This is a genomic window from Flagellimonas profundi, from assembly GCF_017313275.1.
Classification (GTDB): domain Bacteria; phylum Bacteroidota; class Bacteroidia; order Flavobacteriales; family Flavobacteriaceae; genus Flagellimonas; species Flagellimonas profundi.
In genome coordinates, this window is the sequence record NZ_JAFLNM010000005.1 from 151,769 (window position 1) to 170,684 (window position 18,916).

18 protein-coding genes are annotated in these 18,916 nt (G+C 39.6%); 8 read left to right on the forward strand and 10 right to left on the reverse strand.

What is annotated here, in order from left to right:
- Positions 1-75: 75 nt before the first annotated feature.
- The 3 genes from J0654_RS17205 to rlmB all read left to right on the forward strand — a co-directional run bounded on the left by J0654_RS17205 (position 76) and on the right by rlmB (position 5,007).
- Positions 76-3,366, forward strand: a complete 3,291-nt coding sequence (locus J0654_RS17205) for a VCBS repeat-containing protein (RefSeq protein WP_207030348.1) — start codon at positions 76-78, stop codon at positions 3,364-3,366.
- A 97-nt stretch (positions 3,367-3,463) separates the two neighbouring features.
- The gene (locus J0654_RS17210; protein WP_207030349.1) at positions 3,464-4,204 is read left to right on the forward strand and encodes a hypothetical protein; all 741 of its coding nucleotides are present in this window, start codon (positions 3,464-3,466) and stop codon (positions 4,202-4,204) included.
- Positions 4,205-4,269: 65 nt separating this feature from the next.
- Positions 4,270-5,007: a 23S rRNA (guanosine(2251)-2'-O)-methyltransferase RlmB gene (gene rlmB / locus J0654_RS17215; protein ID WP_207030350.1), complete on the forward strand. Its 738-nt coding sequence runs from the start codon at positions 4,270-4,272 to the stop codon at positions 5,005-5,007.
- 3 nt (positions 5,008-5,010) lie between these two features.
- Here the strand turns inward: rlmB and J0654_RS17220 are convergent, their stop codons facing one another.
- Positions 5,011-5,733 carry a rhomboid family intramembrane serine protease gene (locus J0654_RS17220; RefSeq protein ID WP_207030351.1) on the reverse strand — a complete coding sequence of 241 codons (723 nt, stop codon included), beginning with the start codon at positions 5,731-5,733 and terminating at the stop codon, positions 5,011-5,013.
- A gap of 120 nt (positions 5,734-5,853) precedes the next feature.
- Between J0654_RS17220 and J0654_RS17225 the strand changes: the two genes are divergently transcribed.
- A complete protein-coding gene (locus J0654_RS17225; RefSeq protein ID WP_207030352.1) occupies positions 5,854-7,131 on the forward strand; it encodes a replication-associated recombination protein A in 1,278 nt (425 codons plus the stop codon).
- On the opposite strand, the gene J0654_RS17230 is transcribed toward J0654_RS17225, so the two are convergent.
- Genes J0654_RS17230 through radC form a run of 6 tightly spaced genes read right to left on the reverse strand, consistent with a single transcriptional unit; the run spans position 7,128 to position 12,727 of the window.
- Positions 7,128-7,973, reverse strand: coding sequence for a hypothetical protein (locus tag J0654_RS17230; protein WP_207030353.1), 846 nt, complete (start codon positions 7,971-7,973; stop codon positions 7,128-7,130). The two genes, J0654_RS17225 and J0654_RS17230, sit on opposite strands and share 4 nt — an antisense overlap.
- Positions 7,974-7,986: 13 nt before the next feature.
- Positions 7,987-9,444 carry a DUF5723 family protein gene (locus J0654_RS17235; RefSeq protein WP_207030354.1) on the reverse strand — a complete coding sequence of 486 codons (1,458 nt, stop codon included), beginning with the start codon at positions 9,442-9,444 and terminating at the stop codon, positions 7,987-7,989.
- A complete protein-coding gene (locus J0654_RS17240; RefSeq protein ID WP_207030355.1) occupies positions 9,441-9,992 on the reverse strand; it encodes a hypothetical protein in 552 nt (183 codons plus the stop codon). The genes J0654_RS17235 and J0654_RS17240 overlap by 4 nt, the downstream gene beginning before the upstream one ends.
- 55 nt (positions 9,993-10,047) lie before the next feature.
- Positions 10,048-10,737, reverse strand: coding sequence for a YjjG family noncanonical pyrimidine nucleotidase (locus tag J0654_RS17245; protein WP_207030356.1), 690 nt, complete (start codon positions 10,735-10,737; stop codon positions 10,048-10,050).
- Positions 10,730-12,025 (reverse strand): polysaccharide deacetylase family protein, encoded by a 1,296-nt coding sequence (locus J0654_RS17250; protein WP_207030357.1) that lies wholly within the window; start codon positions 12,023-12,025, stop codon positions 10,730-10,732. The genes J0654_RS17245 and J0654_RS17250 overlap by 8 nt, the downstream gene beginning before the upstream one ends.
- Positions 12,026-12,028: 3 nt before the next feature.
- Complete coding sequence (gene radC / locus J0654_RS17255; RefSeq protein ID WP_207030358.1) at positions 12,029-12,727, reverse strand: RadC family protein; 699 nt, start codon at positions 12,725-12,727, stop codon at positions 12,029-12,031.
- A 53-nt stretch (positions 12,728-12,780) separates the two neighbouring features.
- Here radC and J0654_RS17260 point away from each other — a divergent pair, with 53 nt between their 5' ends.
- Both J0654_RS17260 and J0654_RS17265 read left to right on the forward strand, forming a co-directional pair.
- Positions 12,781-13,233 (forward strand): DUF1569 domain-containing protein, encoded by a 453-nt coding sequence (locus J0654_RS17260; protein WP_207030359.1) that lies wholly within the window; start codon positions 12,781-12,783, stop codon positions 13,231-13,233.
- Between the two features lie 139 nt (positions 13,234-13,372).
- The gene (locus tag J0654_RS17265) at positions 13,373-15,007 is read left to right on the forward strand and encodes an SMI1/KNR4 family protein (protein WP_207030360.1); all 1,635 of its coding nucleotides are present in this window, start codon (positions 13,373-13,375) and stop codon (positions 15,005-15,007) included.
- Here the strand turns inward: J0654_RS17265 and J0654_RS17270 are convergent.
- A complete protein-coding gene (locus J0654_RS17270; RefSeq protein ID WP_207030361.1) occupies positions 14,998-15,891 on the reverse strand; it encodes a Mur ligase domain-containing protein in 894 nt (297 codons plus the stop codon). The two genes, J0654_RS17265 and J0654_RS17270, sit on opposite strands and share 10 nt — an antisense overlap.
- 96 nt (positions 15,892-15,987) lie before the next feature.
- Here J0654_RS17270 and J0654_RS17275 point away from each other — a divergent pair, with 96 nt between their 5' ends.
- Together J0654_RS17275 and J0654_RS17280 are read left to right on the forward strand one after the other, a co-directional pair.
- Positions 15,988-16,299 (forward strand): cupin domain-containing protein, encoded by a 312-nt coding sequence (locus tag J0654_RS17275; protein ID WP_207030362.1) that lies wholly within the window; start codon positions 15,988-15,990, stop codon positions 16,297-16,299.
- Between the two features lie 2 nt (positions 16,300-16,301).
- The gene (locus tag J0654_RS17280; RefSeq protein ID WP_207030363.1) at positions 16,302-17,087 is read left to right on the forward strand and encodes an SDR family oxidoreductase; all 786 of its coding nucleotides are present in this window, start codon (positions 16,302-16,304) and stop codon (positions 17,085-17,087) included.
- A 1-nt stretch (position 17,088) separates the two neighbouring features.
- On the opposite strand, the gene J0654_RS17285 is transcribed toward J0654_RS17280, so the two are convergent.
- Together J0654_RS17285 and J0654_RS17290 are read right to left on the reverse strand one after the other, a co-directional pair.
- Complete coding sequence (locus J0654_RS17285) at positions 17,089-17,814, reverse strand: LytR/AlgR family response regulator transcription factor (protein WP_207030364.1); 726 nt, start codon at positions 17,812-17,814, stop codon at positions 17,089-17,091.
- A complete protein-coding gene (locus J0654_RS17290; protein ID WP_237686042.1) occupies positions 17,811-18,881 on the reverse strand; it encodes a sensor histidine kinase in 1,071 nt (356 codons plus the stop codon). Before J0654_RS17290 ends, J0654_RS17285 begins: the two co-directional genes overlap by 4 nt.
- Positions 18,882-18,916 lie beyond the last annotated feature (35 nt).

Below are 18,916 nucleotides of genomic sequence, written 5' to 3' on the forward strand. Positions count from 1 at the left end.
TGCTAAAAAAATAATTGATCTCCTCCGTTAATTATGAATTTCTTCAAAGGAACAACTATACTATCATTGGTTTGTATGCTCACATCTGCATGTAAGGACAAAAAAACCAATGATTCCAATATCACATCAAATCAACCCATTTTTGAAAAAATTGATGCTGAGACAAGTGGTATCCAATTTCAGAATACCATACAAGAAAATATTGAGACCAAAGAAAATCTTTTTAACTACGACTATTTTTATAATGGTGCCGGTGTCGGAATTATTGACTTCGACAATGATGGCCTTCAAGATATCTTCTTCTGCGGCAATCAAGTTGCCAATAAGCTCTATAAAAACCTTGGGGATTTCAAGTTTGAAGACGTTTCGGACTCCGCACATATCAATACCAATAAAAACTGGAGTAATGGTGTAAGTATCGTTGACATCAATAATGACGGTTGGCAGGACATTTATATTTCACAAGGTGGTCCCTATCAACGGGAAAAACGCAGCAATCTACTTTACATCAATCAAAAAGATGGAACATTTCTCGAACAAGCGGAGGAATTTGGTTTGGCCGATCAGGGAATAAGTACCCAAACCGTATTTTTTGATTTTGATAACGACAATGACCTTGACTGCTTTGTCATGAACGAGAATGAGTTTTACGGCGTTGACCCTATCAACCTATTCAAGCTGATTTCAGAAAGCGAAGAGGCAAAATATTTCAATAGCTGTCATTTTTATGAAAACGACAATGGAAAATTTAAAGACATTACCAAAGCGGCCGGATTGGAACGTCCTTTATTTGGATTGGGTGTCACGGTAACCGACATTAACAATGACAATCTTTTGGATTTTTATGTGGCCAGTGATTATTATATACCGGATGCACTGTTCATCAATAATGGCAACGGTACATTTTCGGACCAAATAAAATCCTATACCCAGCAAATATCATACTATGGAATGGGTATGGATATTGCAGATATCAATAACGATGGACTTCAGGATATATTTGTTCTGGATATGGCCGCTGATGATCATGTAAGGTCAAAAACTTTAATGGCATCCATGAATACCGCCAGGTTCGATTATTTAACAAATAAAGCCGGGTTTCACTACCAATATATGTACAATTCCCTCCAATTGAATTTGGGGAACAACAAGTTTTCGAACATTGTCCAACAAACCCATTTAGCCAATACCGATTGGAGTTGGTCCGTACTCATGGCCGATTATGATCTGGATGCGGATAAAGATATTTTTGTTACCAATGGGTATAGAAGATACGCCCTCGACAACGACCTTCAACAAGAGGTCTACAAGGCCAAAGTAAAGTATAAGGGCAATGTACCGTTAGAAGTTAAGAAACGTTTGTACGAATCAATGCCATCAGAAAAACTTCCAAATATCCTGTTTGAAAATAATGGTGATTTAAACTTTGCCGACAAGGCCAAGGATTGGGGATTGGCAGATTTTTCGTTTAGTAATGGTGCAGCAATTGCGGACTTTGACAACGATGGCGATCTAGATGCTGTGGTAAACAACATGGACGAAGTTGCCTTTCTTTATAAAAACACTGCTGTAGATAATAAAAAAGGTAATTTTCTAATGGTTGACGCCAAAAGTAAATTGAGTGAGGCCTATCCGAAAATTGAAATTTTTTATGACGGAAATAATTCGCAGATCGTTGAATCAAGAACAGTTCGCGGTTACCGATCATCTCACCAAAACATAGCCCATTTTGGCCTGGGAAATACTTCAAAAGTTGATTCTGTTTATATTTCCTGGCCTAATGGCAAGCATCATGTCTCCTATAATGTCGATGTTAATAAAAAGCTTGTGGTCAATGAATCGGATGCAAATAATATAAGTGTTCCTGATTCCAGAACACCAAGCTTATTTGAGACCGTAGATCCAAATGAAATCGGGTTGGACTATTCCCACAAGGAAAACCCTTATGATGACTTTGAAAAAGAAATTTTACTTCCTTACAAACAATCCACACAAGGTCCTTTTATTGAAAAAGCAGATGTTAACGGTGACGGTTATATGGATATTGTTGTTGCGGGCGCTTCGGGTCAACCAACCGCTTTGTTTGTTCAATCTGAACAAGGAAAATTTACAGAAAAGAATATCCCTGCCTTTGATAATGATAAGGCTTACGAAGATACCGCGGCACTATTCATAGATATTGAAAATGATGGAGATGAAGATTTATTTATAGTTAGTGGTGGTAATGAATTTTTAGAGCATTCGTCGTTTTACACGGATAGATTATATCTAAATGATGGGAAAGGTAATTTTACGAGAAACCAACAACAAGCCTTAAACAGTTTTCCAAAATCTGGAAAAACAATCGCCAGTTTAGATTTTAATCAAGATGGTTATTTGGATATCATTGTCGGCAATCGAATTATACCCCAAAATTACCCTCGTTTTTCACCCTCTATTGTCTATCAAAATAATGCAGGAACACTAAGCGATGTTACCGAAGAAATTATTCCTGAGCTTGAAAGTTTTGGTATTGTCAATGATATTTTAATCACTGATTTTAATGGTGATGACAAAGAAGATTTGATTGCCGTTGGAGAGTGGACCAAAATTGGCTTTTTTAAAAACGTAGGTGGCACCTTTTCGCTATTAAAAGATTATTCCTTTGACAACGAAAAAGGATCATGGTTCACAGTAAAAGAAACTGACATTAACAATGATGGCAAGCCTGATTACTTGGTTGGGAATGTAGGACAAAACACTAAATTCAAAGCCAGTAAAGACAAACCTCTTAAAGTTTACGCTAACGATTTTGATGATAATGGTACACCCGATATCGTTTTAAGTAAGAAATATAAAGGAGAATTTGTGCCTGTTAGAGGAAGAGAATGTTCCTCTCAACAAATGCCCTTTATAAAGGAAAAATTCAAAACCTTCGACGAATTTGCCAATGCAAAACTAGTTGATGTTTATGGGGAAAAATTGGAAACTGCCTATGAGAATGAAGTAACCAACTTTAATTCTGTTTTACTTTTAAATAAAGGAAATGGTGATTTCGAATTAAAAGACTTACCGACAGCGGCACAGTCTTTTCCAATTTTGGCGACTGAATTCAAAGATTTAAACGGTGATGGCTTTGAAGACTGTATTCTAGCTGGTAATATTTACCAAACCGAAGTTGAAACTCCTCGGTTGGATTTTGTTTCGGGCGTTGTATTGATTTCAAATCAAAAAGATGGTTATAACATTATGAGCAGAAGCGACTCTGGGCTTTATCTTGAAGGTAATGTTAAGGATTTGGTTTGGTTAAATAGCACTACGAACAAAGAGCTGTTATTGACTGCCACGAATAACGGTAGTATTATTATCAACTCCCTAAATAATTAATCTGAAGGTGGGTCAAATAATAATTATTACAAAATTTAACATTTCTATAAAATAAATTATAAACATTATTTATAGATTTCTATAAATTATCGAACACATGAAAAAATACCTTTTTGCTTGTTTAGTTTTTGTTGGCGCATCAAGTGCAATTGCCCAAACTTTTGGAACAGTTAATGCAAGTCAAGTTTCTGGCACTTCTGGTAATAGCGCATCAATTTCATACTTGTTGGGAGATGTGAATTCCCAGAAGGAAAAAAGAAAAGAAAAAGAGTCGGACATACAAGGTTCCGCTTATACTACTGACGTTTTTTTGCCTGGTAAGCTTTACTATAAAGATGATTTTGAATCTGACGTTTTTTACCGATACAACGCCTACATGGAAGAAATTGAAATAAAAAGCTCTAATACACCAAACTCACCTGTAAGTGGATTAAGAAGGGACAAGAATATCAATTTAAGGAGTGTAGATGGTAAAATTTTTAGTTTTAAAACGTTCATTGACAACTCCGGTTTAACACAAAACGGTTATTTAACATTGCTATCTGACGGTAAATACAAGTTTTACAAACGTGTTGATGTAAAATATACTGAGGGTCAGAAAGCACAAAATTCCTTTGTTAAAGCCATTCCCCCAAGATTCTCTCAATTCACAGAATATTATCTGGAAGTTCCTGAAAATAATAGAATTGACGAATTAGTGATTTCTAACAGGAAGTTATTAAAATTATTACCTGCCGATCAGCGAGATACCATAAAGACTTATTTGAAAGAAAATAAAATAAAGCTTAAAGATGAAGCAGATGTTATTCAGGTTTTAAATTGGCTTGAACAACAATAAACCCTAAACTAAAAAAATTGAAAAGCACTCAAAACGAGTGCTTTTTTTATGCCTAAATTTGCGACATGAAAAACGAGAACATCATTTATGGCATAAGGGCCGTTATGGAGGCAATAAATGCTGACCAGCCCATCAACAAAATATTTATCCAAAAGGGCCTCAAAGGTGAGCTCTTTAAAGAACTGGAATCCACTGTACGCAAAAGTGGAATGAGCCTATCCTATGTTCCGATTGAAAAACTAAACCGTCTTACCCGTAACAACCACCAAGGTGTGGTTGCTCAAATATCCCCAGTACAATTCCACAACTTTGAAGAATTGGTGGAACAGGTCCTTTCCAAGAATGAGCTTCCTTTGTTCTTAATGCTGGATGGAGTTTCGGATGTAAGAAATTTTGGGGCCATTATACGTACTGCGGAATGTTCGGGTGTCCATGGCATCATCATTCCAAAGAACGGTGCTGCACCCATAACAGATGACACTGTGAAAACTTCTGCCGGTGCGGCTTTTAACGTCCCAATTGCCAAGGTAGACCATTTAAAAGACGCTATTTTCTATCTACAGTCCTCAGGTGTCGTGGTAACGGGCGCTACGGAAAAAGCTGAAAACGAGATTTATGGAGTGGATTTTAACCAACCTACGGCCATAATCATGGGGTCGGAGGAAAAAGGCATCTCCCCCTCTACCCTAAACATACTTGATCATCAAGCCAAGCTGCCTCTTCTGGGAAAAATCGGTTCGTTGAATGTTTCGGTAGCCTGTGGTGTTTTCCTTTATGAAGTGGTGAGACAGCGCAAAAAATAACCTTTACTCCTCAGTGGATTTTTTGTAGTGGTATTTAATTTCGATTTGTTCCTCTGGTTCTTCGGTAACAGTCTCGATAAAATTCCCTTCCTCATCAAAATGTTGTAGAAAAGGATCGTCCTCTTCCTTATAATCTTCACGTTCCCAATCAAACTTTCGTGCCTCTGGAACACGAACCTTGGTTATAAGGGCGAGAACCAGACCCGTAGCGAATCCTGCCAGATGCCCTTCCCAGGAAATACCATCTTTGACCGGAAAGATATACCAAATCATACTCCCGTAAATAAAAACCACGATCAATGAGAGCGCAACCAAACGATAATGTTTGGCCAATATTCCCTTAAAGAATATGAAACTTGCCAATAAATAGATCACTCCACTCGCTCCAATGTGGTAAGATGGTCTCGCGATGGCCCATGTAAGCAGTCCAGAGACAAGGGTCCCAAATACCAATACCCTAAGTGCTGCACTTTGATAGAAATAAAAAAGGAAGGCGGTCAAAACGGCCAAGGGAATGGTGTTATTGTACAAATGGGCAATGGAGCCATGAATAAACGGGCTAAAGAATACTCCCTTTAAGCCAGATAATCTCCTTGGATATACTCCATAGTCGTTTAGGTTGATGCCAAACTTCACTTCAACCCAAAAAACAATCCAAATGGAAAGTACTGCGACCAAAGGCGCCAATACCACGGCATTGGAAAATTTAAATGAATCTGAACTCATATCCATACAAAATCAAACATCCCGCCATAACCTTAAAATTATACAAATTGTCAGGTTATACATATAAATCCTTTCCCTTACAAGAACAACAGACCATCAAATTTATTTTATTTTTACCTCATGAACGAACCTTTGGCAGAACGCATACGACCAAAAACCTTAGAGGATTACATTAGTCAGCAACATTTGGTGGGAAATCAGGGCGCATTGACCAACCAAATAAAAACCGGTGTGATTCCCTCCTTGATTTTTTGGGGTCCCCCAGGAACTGGAAAAACCACCTTGGCCAACATTATTGCAACAGAAAGCCAAAGACCTTTTTACACTTTGAGTGCGATCAGCAGTGGGGTAAAAGACGTTCGAGAGGTAATCGAGAAAGCAAAACAAAGCGGGGGATTGTTCACTTCCAAAAACCCAATCCTCTTTATTGATGAAATTCACCGGTTCAGTAAATCACAACAGGATTCTTTATTAGGCGCTGTAGAAAAAGGTTGGGTCACCTTAATAGGGGCTACCACAGAAAACCCAAGTTTTGAGGTAATACCCGCACTTTTGTCAAGGTGTCAAGTGTATACCCTTAATCCTTTTGGGAAAGAAGACCTTGTTGCCCTATTGGAGCGGGCCATAAAAACAGACAGTAATCTTTCCAAAAAACAAATTGAGCTAAAGGAAACGGAAGCGCTACTGCGATTATCTGGAGGGGATGGACGAAAATTGCTCAACATTTTTGAACTTATCATCAATTCGGAGGCAAGTGATAAAATTGTTGTAACGAATGATCTAGTGCTAAGCAAGGTCCAGAAAAACACCGTACTTTACGATAAAACCGGGGAGCAGCATTACGACATTATTTCGGCCTTTATTAAAAGTGTTCGCGGAAGTGACCCCAACGCCGCGGTGTATTGGTTGGCACGTATGATCGAAGGCGGAGAGGATGTAAAGTTCATTGCGCGAAGAATGATTATTTTGGCATCCGAAGATATTGGAAATGCCAACCCTACAGCCCTAGTCTTGGCCAACACCACTTTTCAGTCCGTAACCACTATTGGATATCCAGAGGCTAGGATCATTTTGAGTCAATGCGCGACCTACTTGGCAAGTTCCCCTAAAAGCAATGCCAGTTATATGGCCATAAACGAAGCGCAACAAAAGGTACGGCAAACAGGGGACCTCTCAGTGCCGATACCCCTTAGAAACGCCCCCACCAAATTAATGAAGGATCTTGGGTATGGAAAAGGGTACGATTATGCCCATAACCATGAAAATAATTTTGTGGACTTTGAGTTTCTTCCCGATGAAATTTCCAGAACCACCTTTTACAGGCCAGGAAACAATCCTAGAGAAAATTCCATGAAAGATTTTTTAAAGAAAAGATGGAAGGATAAGTACGAATTTTAGAACTTGATATGGAGTTCCTTTTGCACTTTTTCGCCATTCTCCGAATATTCCAAAAACCATTTACCTTCTTTCTTAAAAACAACTGCATTGTTTCCTTGGAAATCGGTCATAAAAACATTTTCCATTGAGGTGGACTCCAACTCAAGTACAACTTTTGGTGTGCTATCCACCAACTGATACCCGCTTTTCGTTGGCTGGGCATACAAAAGTTCTGTTGGAACGGGCATAGCCGATACTTCTTTATCTACAGCCTTAACAATTTTGGATGGTTTGGGCCGTACAGCTTTGTAAACCTGTTCTTCCTTTGTCGCTTTTTGTTCAACAACATGCTCTTTCGGTTGTTTTTCAATAGATTTTACATCGTCTTTAAAACTTATGGTAACTGTATCGGGTTCTTTTGCCTTGTTCTTATTTGGTTCGTACTTATAATTCAATCCTGCAAAAGAAACAAATGCATTTGCAATAGCTTCCCTATAAGTTTCATAATAACCCTTGAGTTTACTGGTTCCTTGTGTAGACCTAAAAACTTCTTGGTTGTTGCAGTCTTTAAGAGCTATACTAACCTTGGTGGTGAACATGGAGGAGTCGTCGATAAGGTCGGCAGTGAGGCCAAGACATCCATTGTCGGTCAAATCAATCGGAAGGGCATCGTCGTATACTACGTTGAATCCATTTTCCGCAAAGTAATATTTTACCAATGTACTGGTCTGGTACTGGTTTTCTGATTTAAACACACTGAATTTTTTGGGAACAACAATGTATTTATAACTATTCAGTTGGGCATTCACAGCACCCGTTAACCCCATTGCAAAAAGCAATATGTACAATACTTTAGATTTCATATAGTAGAGATAATCAATTATCGTTCCAATATATAATATTAAATCCGAACTGTAAAGATGCATAGTGGCTATCAGCTATATTGGAATAACTTAAAAGATTATCTGCCAAAACATAAAAATTGACCGGGCCCAATTGAAAATTGGCCCCTAATCCAATATTGGTGAAAGAATACTTATCAACAGTATATGTGGCTTTCAAGGAAGCGACCCTACCAAATCTTCTTTGGTAAAAACCTGTCAGTGCGCCCTGTACACCTCTTGGCCTTTTCATCATAAATAATTGCCCACCAAGACTATTTCGGTAATAATCACGATTGGTTCCTCCGCCGGCATTTACGCCACATCCACAATTATCGAATACGGTGCTTCCGCCTTGCCCAAAATCATATCTGATGGAACCATATACCTTTACCGGTCTCCAGGATATGTAACCGGATTCATTTTCGCCATTTGGCAATGCTTCCTCTATTTCATCCAACAAATCTTGCCATAGATCATTGTCAACATTGTTTATATCTTCCGGTAGAAATACAGAAATTCCATCTGTTACGGTACTTCCGCTAAAGTTATAGTTCCATACATCTTTTGAGTTGTTTATAAAACCAAGGTCCAAAACACTTCCCGTTACGGTAGTCTGCGGATTTAACTCGTAACTAAATCCCAAATCAACACCGAACCCTAGATTTCCGCCCAAAAACATGCGTTTGGTGAATAGACTAGCCACTTCTTTTTGTTCAGTACCCGTATCAGCTTCAAAAATATCATAAAAACCCCTGATTCCGGCCGTTTGAAGCTGCATATCAGCATTAATGGCACTTTCATAAATATTGTTTTGGCCCGGCCTTGTAATAAAGGAGCCAGAATTATTTATGGACTGGAACTGAAAAATACTGGAATATATTTTTGCCCTCGCACCCAAAGTCAGTGCTTCACCCATCTTTCTATTGATACCAAAATGAAACACATTGATCATTTCACCGCGAAGGTTTAAATCCCCAAGATCAAAGCTTCGGCCTATATTGTCTCCCCCGTTTCCTTCAAAGGCCAAAATAGCCAAATCCTTGGGCCAGTAACTAATGATATCAGTTTCCCAATACATTCCAAAGGAATAATAATCCTCGGGTCTATTCTTTCCTCTAAAACCTACGGTAATCCCTTCTATTTGGTTTGTGGAGCTAAAATCATCCTTGTTGCCCATTACATCCAACAAACGATCTTGGACCTTTGCAGTAAAATCAACACCATCATTTGCAAAAAGATCATTTACGGTAACTCCACTAGTAGCTCCCTGAAAAGACACTCCAGACAATACGGGTATTCCTACATGCCATTTTTGTGAGGTTTTCACCCCTGGGTTTACCATTAAAGATTGGGGTATTTCATAAAAATCGTACAGTAGCTCCTTATTTTGGGCTAGAACAGTTGTCCCGCAAAACAGTGCCAAGAGTATTAATTTAGAGGCTATTCTCATTGTAATTCAAATAGGAATTCCGCTCCGGACCTAAAGATCACTTTTGGGTCTTCGGCCGAAGAAACACTGGTGTCATCACTTAAATTATTTGCTGAAACGCGCAAGCTGGAAGTGTTAGTGAGTATATCCAAGCGCTTACCGCCCTGACCATAAAATACTTCTCTGGTCAAAACGCTGGAAGGACCGGCTTCGATATCAAAAATTTCGGTATCAAGAATATTTCCGGCATCATCTATAAACCCAATGATTATTCTTAGTTGCTTGCTTGTGGTATTTTCTATTTCGTAGGTTATTGTCCCTTCCAAGAGATGTTCCGCCACATATTGTTCATTGAAGGCATCAAAGTTTACTTCACGAAAATAAAAAGTAGTTAAAGCACCCGCGGAATTTATGGTGGCTTCGTCGGATTCCAGATAAAATAGACCCGAGGCTAAAGTAGGTGTTACGCTTAAATCGTCAATCTGGCTAAAATCTTGCTCTTCTGTGCAAGCAGCGATAAAAAACAAAAAGCCCACTACCAAAAGGGTGGAATAGCATAATTTTTTCATAGCAAAGCACATTTTCCAGTGTCGAAAGATGGGGGTTGTTGGTCTTTATATAACTCTATAAAATGTTTTTTATTTCAATCAGATCATGAATCATCGTACAAACTTCGTGATTATCATCCCCATGAAAATTATAATGCAGTGCTTGCATGCCCAAAGCCTTGGCCCCCAAAATGTCCGCCTCCATATTGTCCCCTATCATCAATGAGTTCTTGGGATCTACACTAGCCATTTCCAAGGCCATTTGAAAAATGTGGGGATGCGGTTTTTTCACTCCGGCCATCTCAGAATCTATTATTTTTTGAAAATAATGGTGGATTCCACTTCCTCGAAGTTTTTTTGTCTGTACTTCCTGGAATCCGTTGGTTATTATATGTAGCCTATATTTAGGGAATAGATACTCCAAGGTCTCCACGGTATTTGGCAATAAGTGGGTGAAAGATGACAAGTTTAGAATATAATCGTGCGCCAACTTATGGATCACCTCGTCCGAAACCGGTGCATGAAGTGTATCGAAGGTTTTTTTTAAACGTTGATAGCGCAACTCCGATTTACTGATTGCATTCTCGCGGTACAAAGCCCACATTTGTAGGTTAATAGGTGCATATATCTCCAAAAATCCATCTAAGTCAACCTTTACCTTATTGTCCACTAAAATTTTGGCAAAGGTAAGGGCTGAGTTTTTTTCAAAGTCCCATAGAGTATGGTCTAAATCGAAAAAAACGTCGGTTACTTCGTGATCAAACATAGTATCGCTTTAAAAGAGATTGATAAAGCTCCATCCAATCCAATTGCTGTTTACCGCCCAAAAGTTCATTGGAAAACACCAAAATAAAATCGCCCTTGACCTGTTTTACCAATCGGTAAACCCTATCCATTTTCTCGAACACCTCTTCTTTGCTTTTATATTTGACCAAAGCATAATCGTGCATAGCAAAAGGATGTATTTTTATAGGTTGCCTTACCTCCGTATTGATATCGTAAAAATAAAAAGGGGTGCAGGTACCTGCCCTAAAGCCAATTTCGTGGGTATACCCCATGGAAAAATCGTCTGTGAACTCGGTTTCCACCAAATTTCTGTAGGTGGCGGGGACATTTACCTTATTGTATCTTAGCCTTGCATAGTTAATGGGCCTATTGATCAAATTGCCCAATTGTTTTTTCTCTTCACGAAGCACCACTTTGTCCGCAGAAGAGACAAACGAGGTGCTCAAGGATACAATACTGTAATCGGCAACCGATTTAATAAGAAAACGAAACCGATTGTTATTGGGGGATATGTTCTTGTCATGAGCGGAATGTTTTGCAAATTGAAAAAAGAACATGGTTTTAATGGGAAACTTTTTATGAATATTGATCAATTCAAAAAAGTTGTCGTACGGATCTTTTTTGAGCCGCAACAACACCGAAAAGCGATCAAGAACATCCTTAAACCTAAAATTCCCCAAGTCCAACAGTAAGCCTCCGATACTGCGGGCGAAACCGCGCATGGCATAAGCATGGGAAGCGGTAACATTTATAATCGAAGTAAAACGATAGCTTTTCTCTTTAGTATCCAAATCTGGAAAGCGTTGCTTTAAAGATTCCAACAGTTTGTTGGCCCATAGATCCACAACGGGAAGTTCCAAGAAATCATTCTGATAAGCTATGCTTTCCTTTACGGGAAACCTCCCCACACTGTCCTTTACATGGGGCAAATATTCTTCATAACGACTCATGAGGAAAAAACTAGCTGAAAAAATGTCAAAAGGAATCGTACTTTTTTCACCAGAAGAGAAGAAACAAGGAATTCCGTCCCAATCGGACACCTTGATCTCCAAATCATTGATACCCTGTTCGAACAACAAGTCATTACTCCTGACAAAAAACTCGTTTTGCAAAGGTTGTTTGGAATAGGTCATCTTAGGCCCATCGTGCTTTATAAAATCTTCTACCTTTGTAGTAAACCCCATCTCCACCCCCAAGATTTTTTCAAAAATCTGCTTGGCGGTATATGTTAATCGGTTAGTTACCTTATGGGTGAAAATCAATAACATGGGCTATAATATTCCTTGGTCCGCAAAACTCAAATATTCATTTTGGGATAAAATCAAGTGGTCCAAAATTTTTATGTCCAAAGCTTCTGATGCCACTTTTAATTTATGTGTTATTTGTTTATCCGCTCCGCTGGGTTCCATGGCCCCAGACGGATGGTTGTGGGCCAGTATAATTCCTACAGCGCCCAATTCCAAGGCCTGTTTTAACACCAGGCGCACATCGACCAAAGTCCCCGTAATCCCACCCTTGCTCAACTGTGCTTTATGTACGACCTTGTTGGAATTGTTCAGGTAGACAATCCAAAATTCCTCGTGCGGAAGTTCTCCGATCAAAGGGTACAGCAGTTCAAAAACATCGTGGCTGCTTTTAATCTTGGTGATTTTGGTGGTATCCTCCAAACGTCTTCTCCGTCCCATTTCCAGTGCCGCTGCAATGGTTACAGCCTTTGCTTCCCCTATACCTTTAAAACGCATCAATTGGTTTACGGAAAGCTTGCCCAACTCATTTAAATTATGGTCTACCGAGGCCAATATCCGTTTGGAAAGCTCCACGGCACTTTCGTCCCTACTTCCCGAACCGATCAAAATAGCAATCAACTCCGCATCGGACAACACGGAACTCCCCTTTTGCACCAATTTTTCCCTGGGCCTGTCATCATCTGCCCAATGTTTAATGGAAAAAGAAGCTAGTTTTTCTTGCATGGTCTAAAGATAGGAGAATAATTTTATGTAATTTTCAATATAAATCCTTCATTATGAAATCCCTTCTCAATAGCGAGGCACACGAGGAAATTTTAGCAAGAATAAATCAGCTTTCGGAATCTCCGGAAAGGCAATGGGGCAAAATGGAGGTAGGTCAAATGCTTCACCATTGTCAATTCCCTTTAAAAATTTCGTTAGGCCGATACAATCCCAATAACAAACCCAACTTTATGCTGAAACTGATGGGGAAATTTTTCAAAAAAAGCCTGTACAACGATAAGCCATGGCGAAAAGGGCTACCCACGGCCAAAGGGTTAAAGGTAGTTGCTGATAAAAATTTTGATGAGGAAAAGAAGGCACTAATTGATTTGATCAACGATTTCCATCAAGAGAAAGATAGAAAAGAATGGGACCCCCATCCCGTGTTTGGCACCTTTACTCCAGAACAATGGGGACAAATGCAGTACAAGCACCTGGATCATCATTTAAGGCAATTTGGGGTGTAACAGATTCAAATTTTAGCGGTCTTTCCTTTTTTGGCTACTTCCGTCAATTCAAAAGGGGGTATTCGTCAATCCGTGTTAAAAGCTAGTTGGATCACTACCTATATTTAGATTGAAATATTTCAAATCAGAATAAGACAAGGTGAACCGTATCAAGAAAAAACTAGAACAGCTTTGGGATCTGGACCACAAGTTTTTAAATGAAAGCGAACACTTTAAAAAGCATCAATACATCCCATTTTCCGAAGCAAACATTACGCTTTTTGAAGAAAAACATCAGATTAAACTACCGGCGACATACCGTGATTTTTTACTTCAGGTATGTAATGGTGGTGTGGGTCCGGGAAATGGGATTTTGCCACTTGACATCAAACAAGAATTTCCCAAACTGCACCTGCCTTGGATAGATCCTTCGGAGTACAACGACCTGTGCCTTTTTGATCCCACAAAGGACAACTATGACACGTATGATGACAAAATCAATAAAGCCCGCTTAAAGGATAATGAAAAAGTGGACGATCTGATTCAGGGTACGGACAATGGACAACTCCCCATCGCGGACGATGGCTGCGGCATATATTATTTTCTGGTTGTCAAAGGAGCAAACAAAGGGGAAATATGGCTCAACCGTTTGGTGACCGATGGTGGTTTTGAATGGGTGGCCAACTCCTTTGGAGCATGGTTCGAGCATTGGTTAGATCAGTCTATTTTAAGTGCACATAAAAACAATCAAGCGCTGCAGGAACTTTATGGCGATGAGAAAATCAGTTCCTTTCTCCCCGAGAATGTTGAAGCGTTACGTGACCGTGTCTTTACATCCAATCATTTAAAGGATAAAAATCCGGTCAAGAACCTTTTGAAAAGAATTTTGGAACAAAATCCTTCCCAAGAAATTGTTGAACAAAGCATTGACTATTTATTATATGATGAACATTACAAAAATGTTCAAATCGCTCTCCGTTTTTTAACACAATCGCTTGCCAATCTTGATGAGGCGGGAAGAAAAAAGAACTTATACCAACAGGGGAACCTCTTTTTTGAATCGGGAAATTTCCAAAGGGCATTACATTGTTTTCAATCAGCCTTAGCTTTGGAAGGTCCCGTATACCATAGAGATGAGTTGGAGGAGCCATACCTCAGGTTGATATGCCAATGCCACCTTAAATCAAAAAACCAAAAAGCGGCATTGGAAACCATGGGCATGGTGGATGAGGCAGTCTTACTTTTGGAAGAAATCCACCATAAATATAATGATCATGTAATGGCGGTTGAATGGGGAGAGATTATTATTGACGCAAACAAATTCAAAGAAGATGAAGAATTTGAAGACTATCTACAAGACATCTATTTAGTTCTGATTTATGCGAATGCTGCACTTAAAAATAACGTAAAGGCTCATGAACACCTGGACAAACTCATTGAACTAAAAGCAAATCCAAACACCATTCCATATGAAAATATTGTGGAGAACCTCATAAATGTCCACAACTACGGCCTTGCCATTTGGTGTTTGGAAAAATACAGTGGTTTGTTGCGATCAATACAAAATATGGAATGGCTTCACTACGCCAAAGGCCAATGTTTCTTAGGGCTTGAAAAGCTGCAAGAAGCCCGTGACTGCTTCGAAAAGAGTTATGAATTAAAGCATTGGGTGGCTCCCTATGCCCAACTTATTGGCATCAACAAAAAATTAGGAGAATTGAAAGCTGCAGAACAGATAAAAAATGAAGTCTTGGCACTGAACCCTAAATATCTGGAAAATATCAATTATCTATAAGTGGCCATTGCCTCATAAAACTCCACTTCGTCCACTCCCATTTGTTGGCAAATCCACTTGGCCCCTGCCATGTTCCTTAAATCATTGATCTCAACAATTTCCATGGGCATTTCACCATCGGGGGTATCCAAAAACACTTCACCATCCGCTTCTTGGTACTCTGGGGTTCCATATGGAAACTTTCTGATAGGGTTTTCGGATGATTCCACTCGTTTTTTTACTTCAGCATCCTCCTCATTATAGGTAATGCTCCCTCCCTTTACAATACTATCCACAAAAATGCCGTACTGTTCCGAATAGGTTTCATGATCGGTCTGAGAACTCTCTTCTTTTAATTCAATATCACTCAATAAAGCAATATTGGGTTGATATTTATGGAATTGTGGAGTAGCATCGATAACGGATGAAGGGGTATCGCAGCCCTCAATCAGAATAAAGTCATTTTCTTCGGACAAATGGATTCCCTTTTGCGATGACAATGCATAGTCTACCTCAACTTCATTATACTCCAGCACATGCAGAATCATGGAGGTTACCCTGGTTTTATTTTGGCTGCCCGCCACTACCACGCGCGTTTTGTATTTGTTCAGTTCGAACAGCAATTCGGGGTAGGAGACCAATCGTAAGCCCAACTCCTGTGCTTTCAACAATTCCGGATTGTCCTTTGTAACGGTCGCTCCCAAGACAACGGCATCCAATTGATCATTTATTCTATCGGAAAACCAACCTGCTTCATTAAATACCAATCCCTGTTCTTGCATAATGGACTTCAGGGATTCATCAAACTTCTCTTCACTGCCCGTAACCGTTTCTCCCCTTTTGTGCAAGGCAATGGCCAAATTGAACATATTGATTTCGCCCAAACCTATAAAATGTACCTGCATCGCTTCAAATTAAAGATCAAAAATAGCCAAAGCCATTACCAATACAAACATGGAAGCTCTATATTAATTTTTATCTTGCTGCTAAATTTGAGAACTATGAATCTATCAGAAATCGAACCAAAGGAAATAATGTCAGGGTACCATGGCAAATTGGTACACGGAGAGCGTATGAGCTGGGTATTTTGGGATGTGGAGCAAAATGCCGAAGTACCGGAACACCAGCATGACCATGAACAGATCATGCACGTGGTAGAAGGTACTTTTGAGTTCACCTTAAACGGAGAAAAAGACACCTACACCGCAGGAGACATTGTAGTGATCCCTTCCAATGTTCCCCATAGCGGAAAAGCATTGACCCCTTGTAAATTAATGGACATTTTTAGTCCCGTGAGAGAGGAATACCGATAGCCATGAACATATCTTTAAAAGGAAAAACAGCCCTTGTAGGAGGCAGCAGCAAAGGAATCGGGAAGGCCATAGCACAGCAATTGGCCGAAAGTGGTGCAAGCGTGACCCTTATGGCCAGAAGTGAGGAACGCATGAAAGAGTTGATCAAGGAAATGGACAATTCCCAAGGGCAAAAACATCAATACCTGTGCGTAGATTTTACGAATTTTGAAGCCTATAAGGCAAAAATATCGGAGTTCTTCGAGACCAATACCGTAGATATACTGGTAAACAATACCCAAGGTCCAGAAGGGGGCGGGGCACTTGAAAAAAATGTGGCAGATTACCAAAATGCCTTTGACCTCCTTTTTAAGTCGGTAGTATACACCACAGAACTCGCCCTAAAACATATGCAGAAAAATAAATGGGGACGAATCATCAATATCGCATCCATTTCGGTGAAGGAACCTTTAAATTATTTGGCACTTTCCAACACCATTAGGGCCGCAGTGGTCACTTGGGCCAAAAGTTTGGCTTACGATGTTGCTAAAGATGGCATTACCGTGAACAGTACGCTTACGGGTTATTTTGATACGGACCGAATTGCCCAATTGAACTCCAAAAAAGCTGAAAAACTTGGGATTTCCCCGGATGAAGTCCGATCCAACATGGAAGAGCAGGTGCCCGTAAAACGTATTGGCGATCCTAAAGAATATGGTTACTTGGTTACATTTTTGGCCTCGGATAAAGCGGCGTTTATTACAGGAACAAATATTCCGATAGATGGCGGACTCTTAAAGTCCATGTAGACTATAGACTCATCCGGTCCTTAAAAATGTAGGATTGCCTGCGGGAGACTTCTACTTCCTCTCCGTTTTTCATGGTAAGCTTTAGCTTTCCATTGAACCAGGACACCACATTTTCAATGTAGTTGGTATTTACGATTTGCTGGCGGTTGGCCCTAAAAAATGAGTTATCAGGCAACTTTTCCTCTACTTGATTGAGCGATTTATATAGCATGGGTTTCTTGTCCTCAAAAAACACCCGTGTGTAGTTCCCTACAATTTCAAAAAGCGAAATGTCGCCTATTCTCACCAACCAACAGGCTTCCCCATCTTTAATGAAAATCTGGCTGTTCTCGGTCAATTTTTTGGCCGTGGATGCGCTTTCCTCCTTGGAGGCCATCTTGGCACGTACTTTTTCCAAAGCCATATCAAAGCGCTTGTTGCTCACTGGTTTCAGCAAATAATCCAACGCATTGTACTCAAAGGATTTTATAGCATACTCATCGTAGGCGGTGGTAAAAACGGTAATAGGTACCTCATCCAACATTTCCAATAAATCGAAGCCATCCTTTTCGGGCATATTAATATCGAGGAACAACAAATCCGGAGATTCAGACTCAATCAATTCCACACCATCATCTACGTTGCCCGCTTCACCGATAAGTTCCAGATCATCATGAAGCTTGATAAGCTCTTTGAGCTCGTTTCGTGCCAGTCTGGAGTCTTCAACTATTACCGCCCTGATGTTCATGCCAATGGTATTTTGATTTCAGCCACTACCTCATCGGATATCTCTTCCAATTTAAAGGATGCTTTGTCCGCATACAACAGTTTTAACCGTTGTTCTATGTTTTTCAATCCCAATTTAGTTGAATCTTCGGAAATATTCAGTTTTCCGGTATTCCGCACCTCAATAAACAAGTCTTTGTCCCTCTTGAATATGGCCAACAGGATCCTTCCGCCATTTTTTAGGTTGGAAATACCGTGCTTGGCCGCATTTTCTATCAGTAATTGAATGATCATGGGAGGAATCCTCAAATCCAATGTCTCTTCCTCTACTTGTTTTACAAACTCCAAACGATCTTCGAACTGGATTTTGGACAGGTCGATATAATTATCCACCACTTCCAATTCTTCACGTACGGGAATGTCGTTGATATTGTTCTTGGTAAGGGAATATCGAATGATTTCGGAAAGCTTGGTGAGCATTTCCCTGGATTTTTCCACATCTTCAAGCATCAAACCTCTAATATTGTTTAGGCTATTGAACATAAAATGTGGATTTATCTGTCCTTTTAAGGTGTTCAATTGGGCCTGTTTCAAGGTAGTGTTCAGCTCCAACCTTTCTATTCTGTTCTGATTCAGCTTCAAAAGTAATTTGATGACCAAGTAGGTAATTGTCCAAGCCCCGACCAAAAAGACCGAATTAAGCACTTGCACCATGATTTTGTCATAGCCTTCGAACATATGCATTTCGGCTTCGGTAAGCTCAGGGCCGAACTTTATATAGATATACCCAAAAAAAACATTTAAAAGACCAAAAATCGCAGAGGCCACCAAGGTGGAGACAATAATTTTAAGTACCTCTTTGCCTCCAAAAGAATCAAAATGCACATTTCTTTTAAGGTACCAGCGCAATATCGAAGTAGAAAAAACCCCTATGAAAATTCCGACAATGACCGAGAATATGGTCATCTCAATGCTAATGTTCTGGGGGATCAAGGTGGCAATGGAGTTGATAAATCCCCATCCCAATAATTGAAGAACCCAAAACGCAATATTCCTTTTCCTTGTACTTAACTCCATTCGATTGAGCATCAACTGCCCAAATTTACATTAAACTTACTTGGTAT

Coding starts and splice junctions, on each gene's coding strand:
- J0654_RS17205 (WP_207030348.1), top strand. CDS start 76: ATGCTCACATCTGCATGTAAGGACAAAAAAACCAATGATTCCAATATC.
- J0654_RS17210 (WP_207030349.1), top strand. CDS start 3,464: ATGAAAAAATACCTTTTTGCTTGTTTAGTTTTTGTTGGCGCATCAAGT.
- rlmB (WP_207030350.1), top strand. CDS start 4,270: ATGAAAAACGAGAACATCATTTATGGCATAAGGGCCGTTATGGAGGCA.
- J0654_RS17220 (WP_207030351.1), bottom strand. CDS start 5,733: ATGAGTTCAGATTCATTTAAATTTTCCAATGCCGTGGTATTGGCGCCT.
- J0654_RS17225 (WP_207030352.1), top strand. CDS start 5,854: ATGAACGAACCTTTGGCAGAACGCATACGACCAAAAACCTTAGAGGAT.
- J0654_RS17230 (WP_207030353.1), bottom strand. CDS start 7,973: ATGAAATCTAAAGTATTGTACATATTGCTTTTTGCAATGGGGTTAACG.
- J0654_RS17235 (WP_207030354.1), bottom strand. CDS start 9,444: ATGAGAATAGCCTCTAAATTAATACTCTTGGCACTGTTTTGCGGGACA.
- J0654_RS17240 (WP_207030355.1), bottom strand. CDS start 9,992: ATGAAAAAATTATGCTATTCCACCCTTTTGGTAGTGGGCTTTTTGTTT.
- J0654_RS17245 (WP_207030356.1), bottom strand. CDS start 10,737: ATGTTTGATCACGAAGTAACCGACGTTTTTTTCGATTTAGACCATACT.
- J0654_RS17250 (WP_207030357.1), bottom strand. CDS start 12,025: ATGTTATTGATTTTCACCCATAAGGTAACTAACCGATTAACATATACC.
- radC (WP_207030358.1), bottom strand. CDS start 12,727: ATGCAAGAAAAACTAGCTTCTTTTTCCATTAAACATTGGGCAGATGAT.
- J0654_RS17260 (WP_207030359.1), top strand. CDS start 12,781: ATGAAATCCCTTCTCAATAGCGAGGCACACGAGGAAATTTTAGCAAGA.
- J0654_RS17270 (WP_207030361.1), bottom strand. CDS start 15,891: ATGCAGGTACATTTTATAGGTTTGGGCGAAATCAATATGTTCAATTTG.
- J0654_RS17275 (WP_207030362.1), top strand. CDS start 15,988: ATGAATCTATCAGAAATCGAACCAAAGGAAATAATGTCAGGGTACCAT.
- J0654_RS17280 (WP_207030363.1), top strand. CDS start 16,302: ATGAACATATCTTTAAAAGGAAAAACAGCCCTTGTAGGAGGCAGCAGC.
- J0654_RS17285 (WP_207030364.1), bottom strand. CDS start 17,814: ATGAACATCAGGGCGGTAATAGTTGAAGACTCCAGACTGGCACGAAAC.
- J0654_RS17290 (WP_237686042.1), bottom strand. CDS start 18,881: ATGCTCAATCGAATGGAGTTAAGTACAAGGAAAAGGAATATTGCGTTT.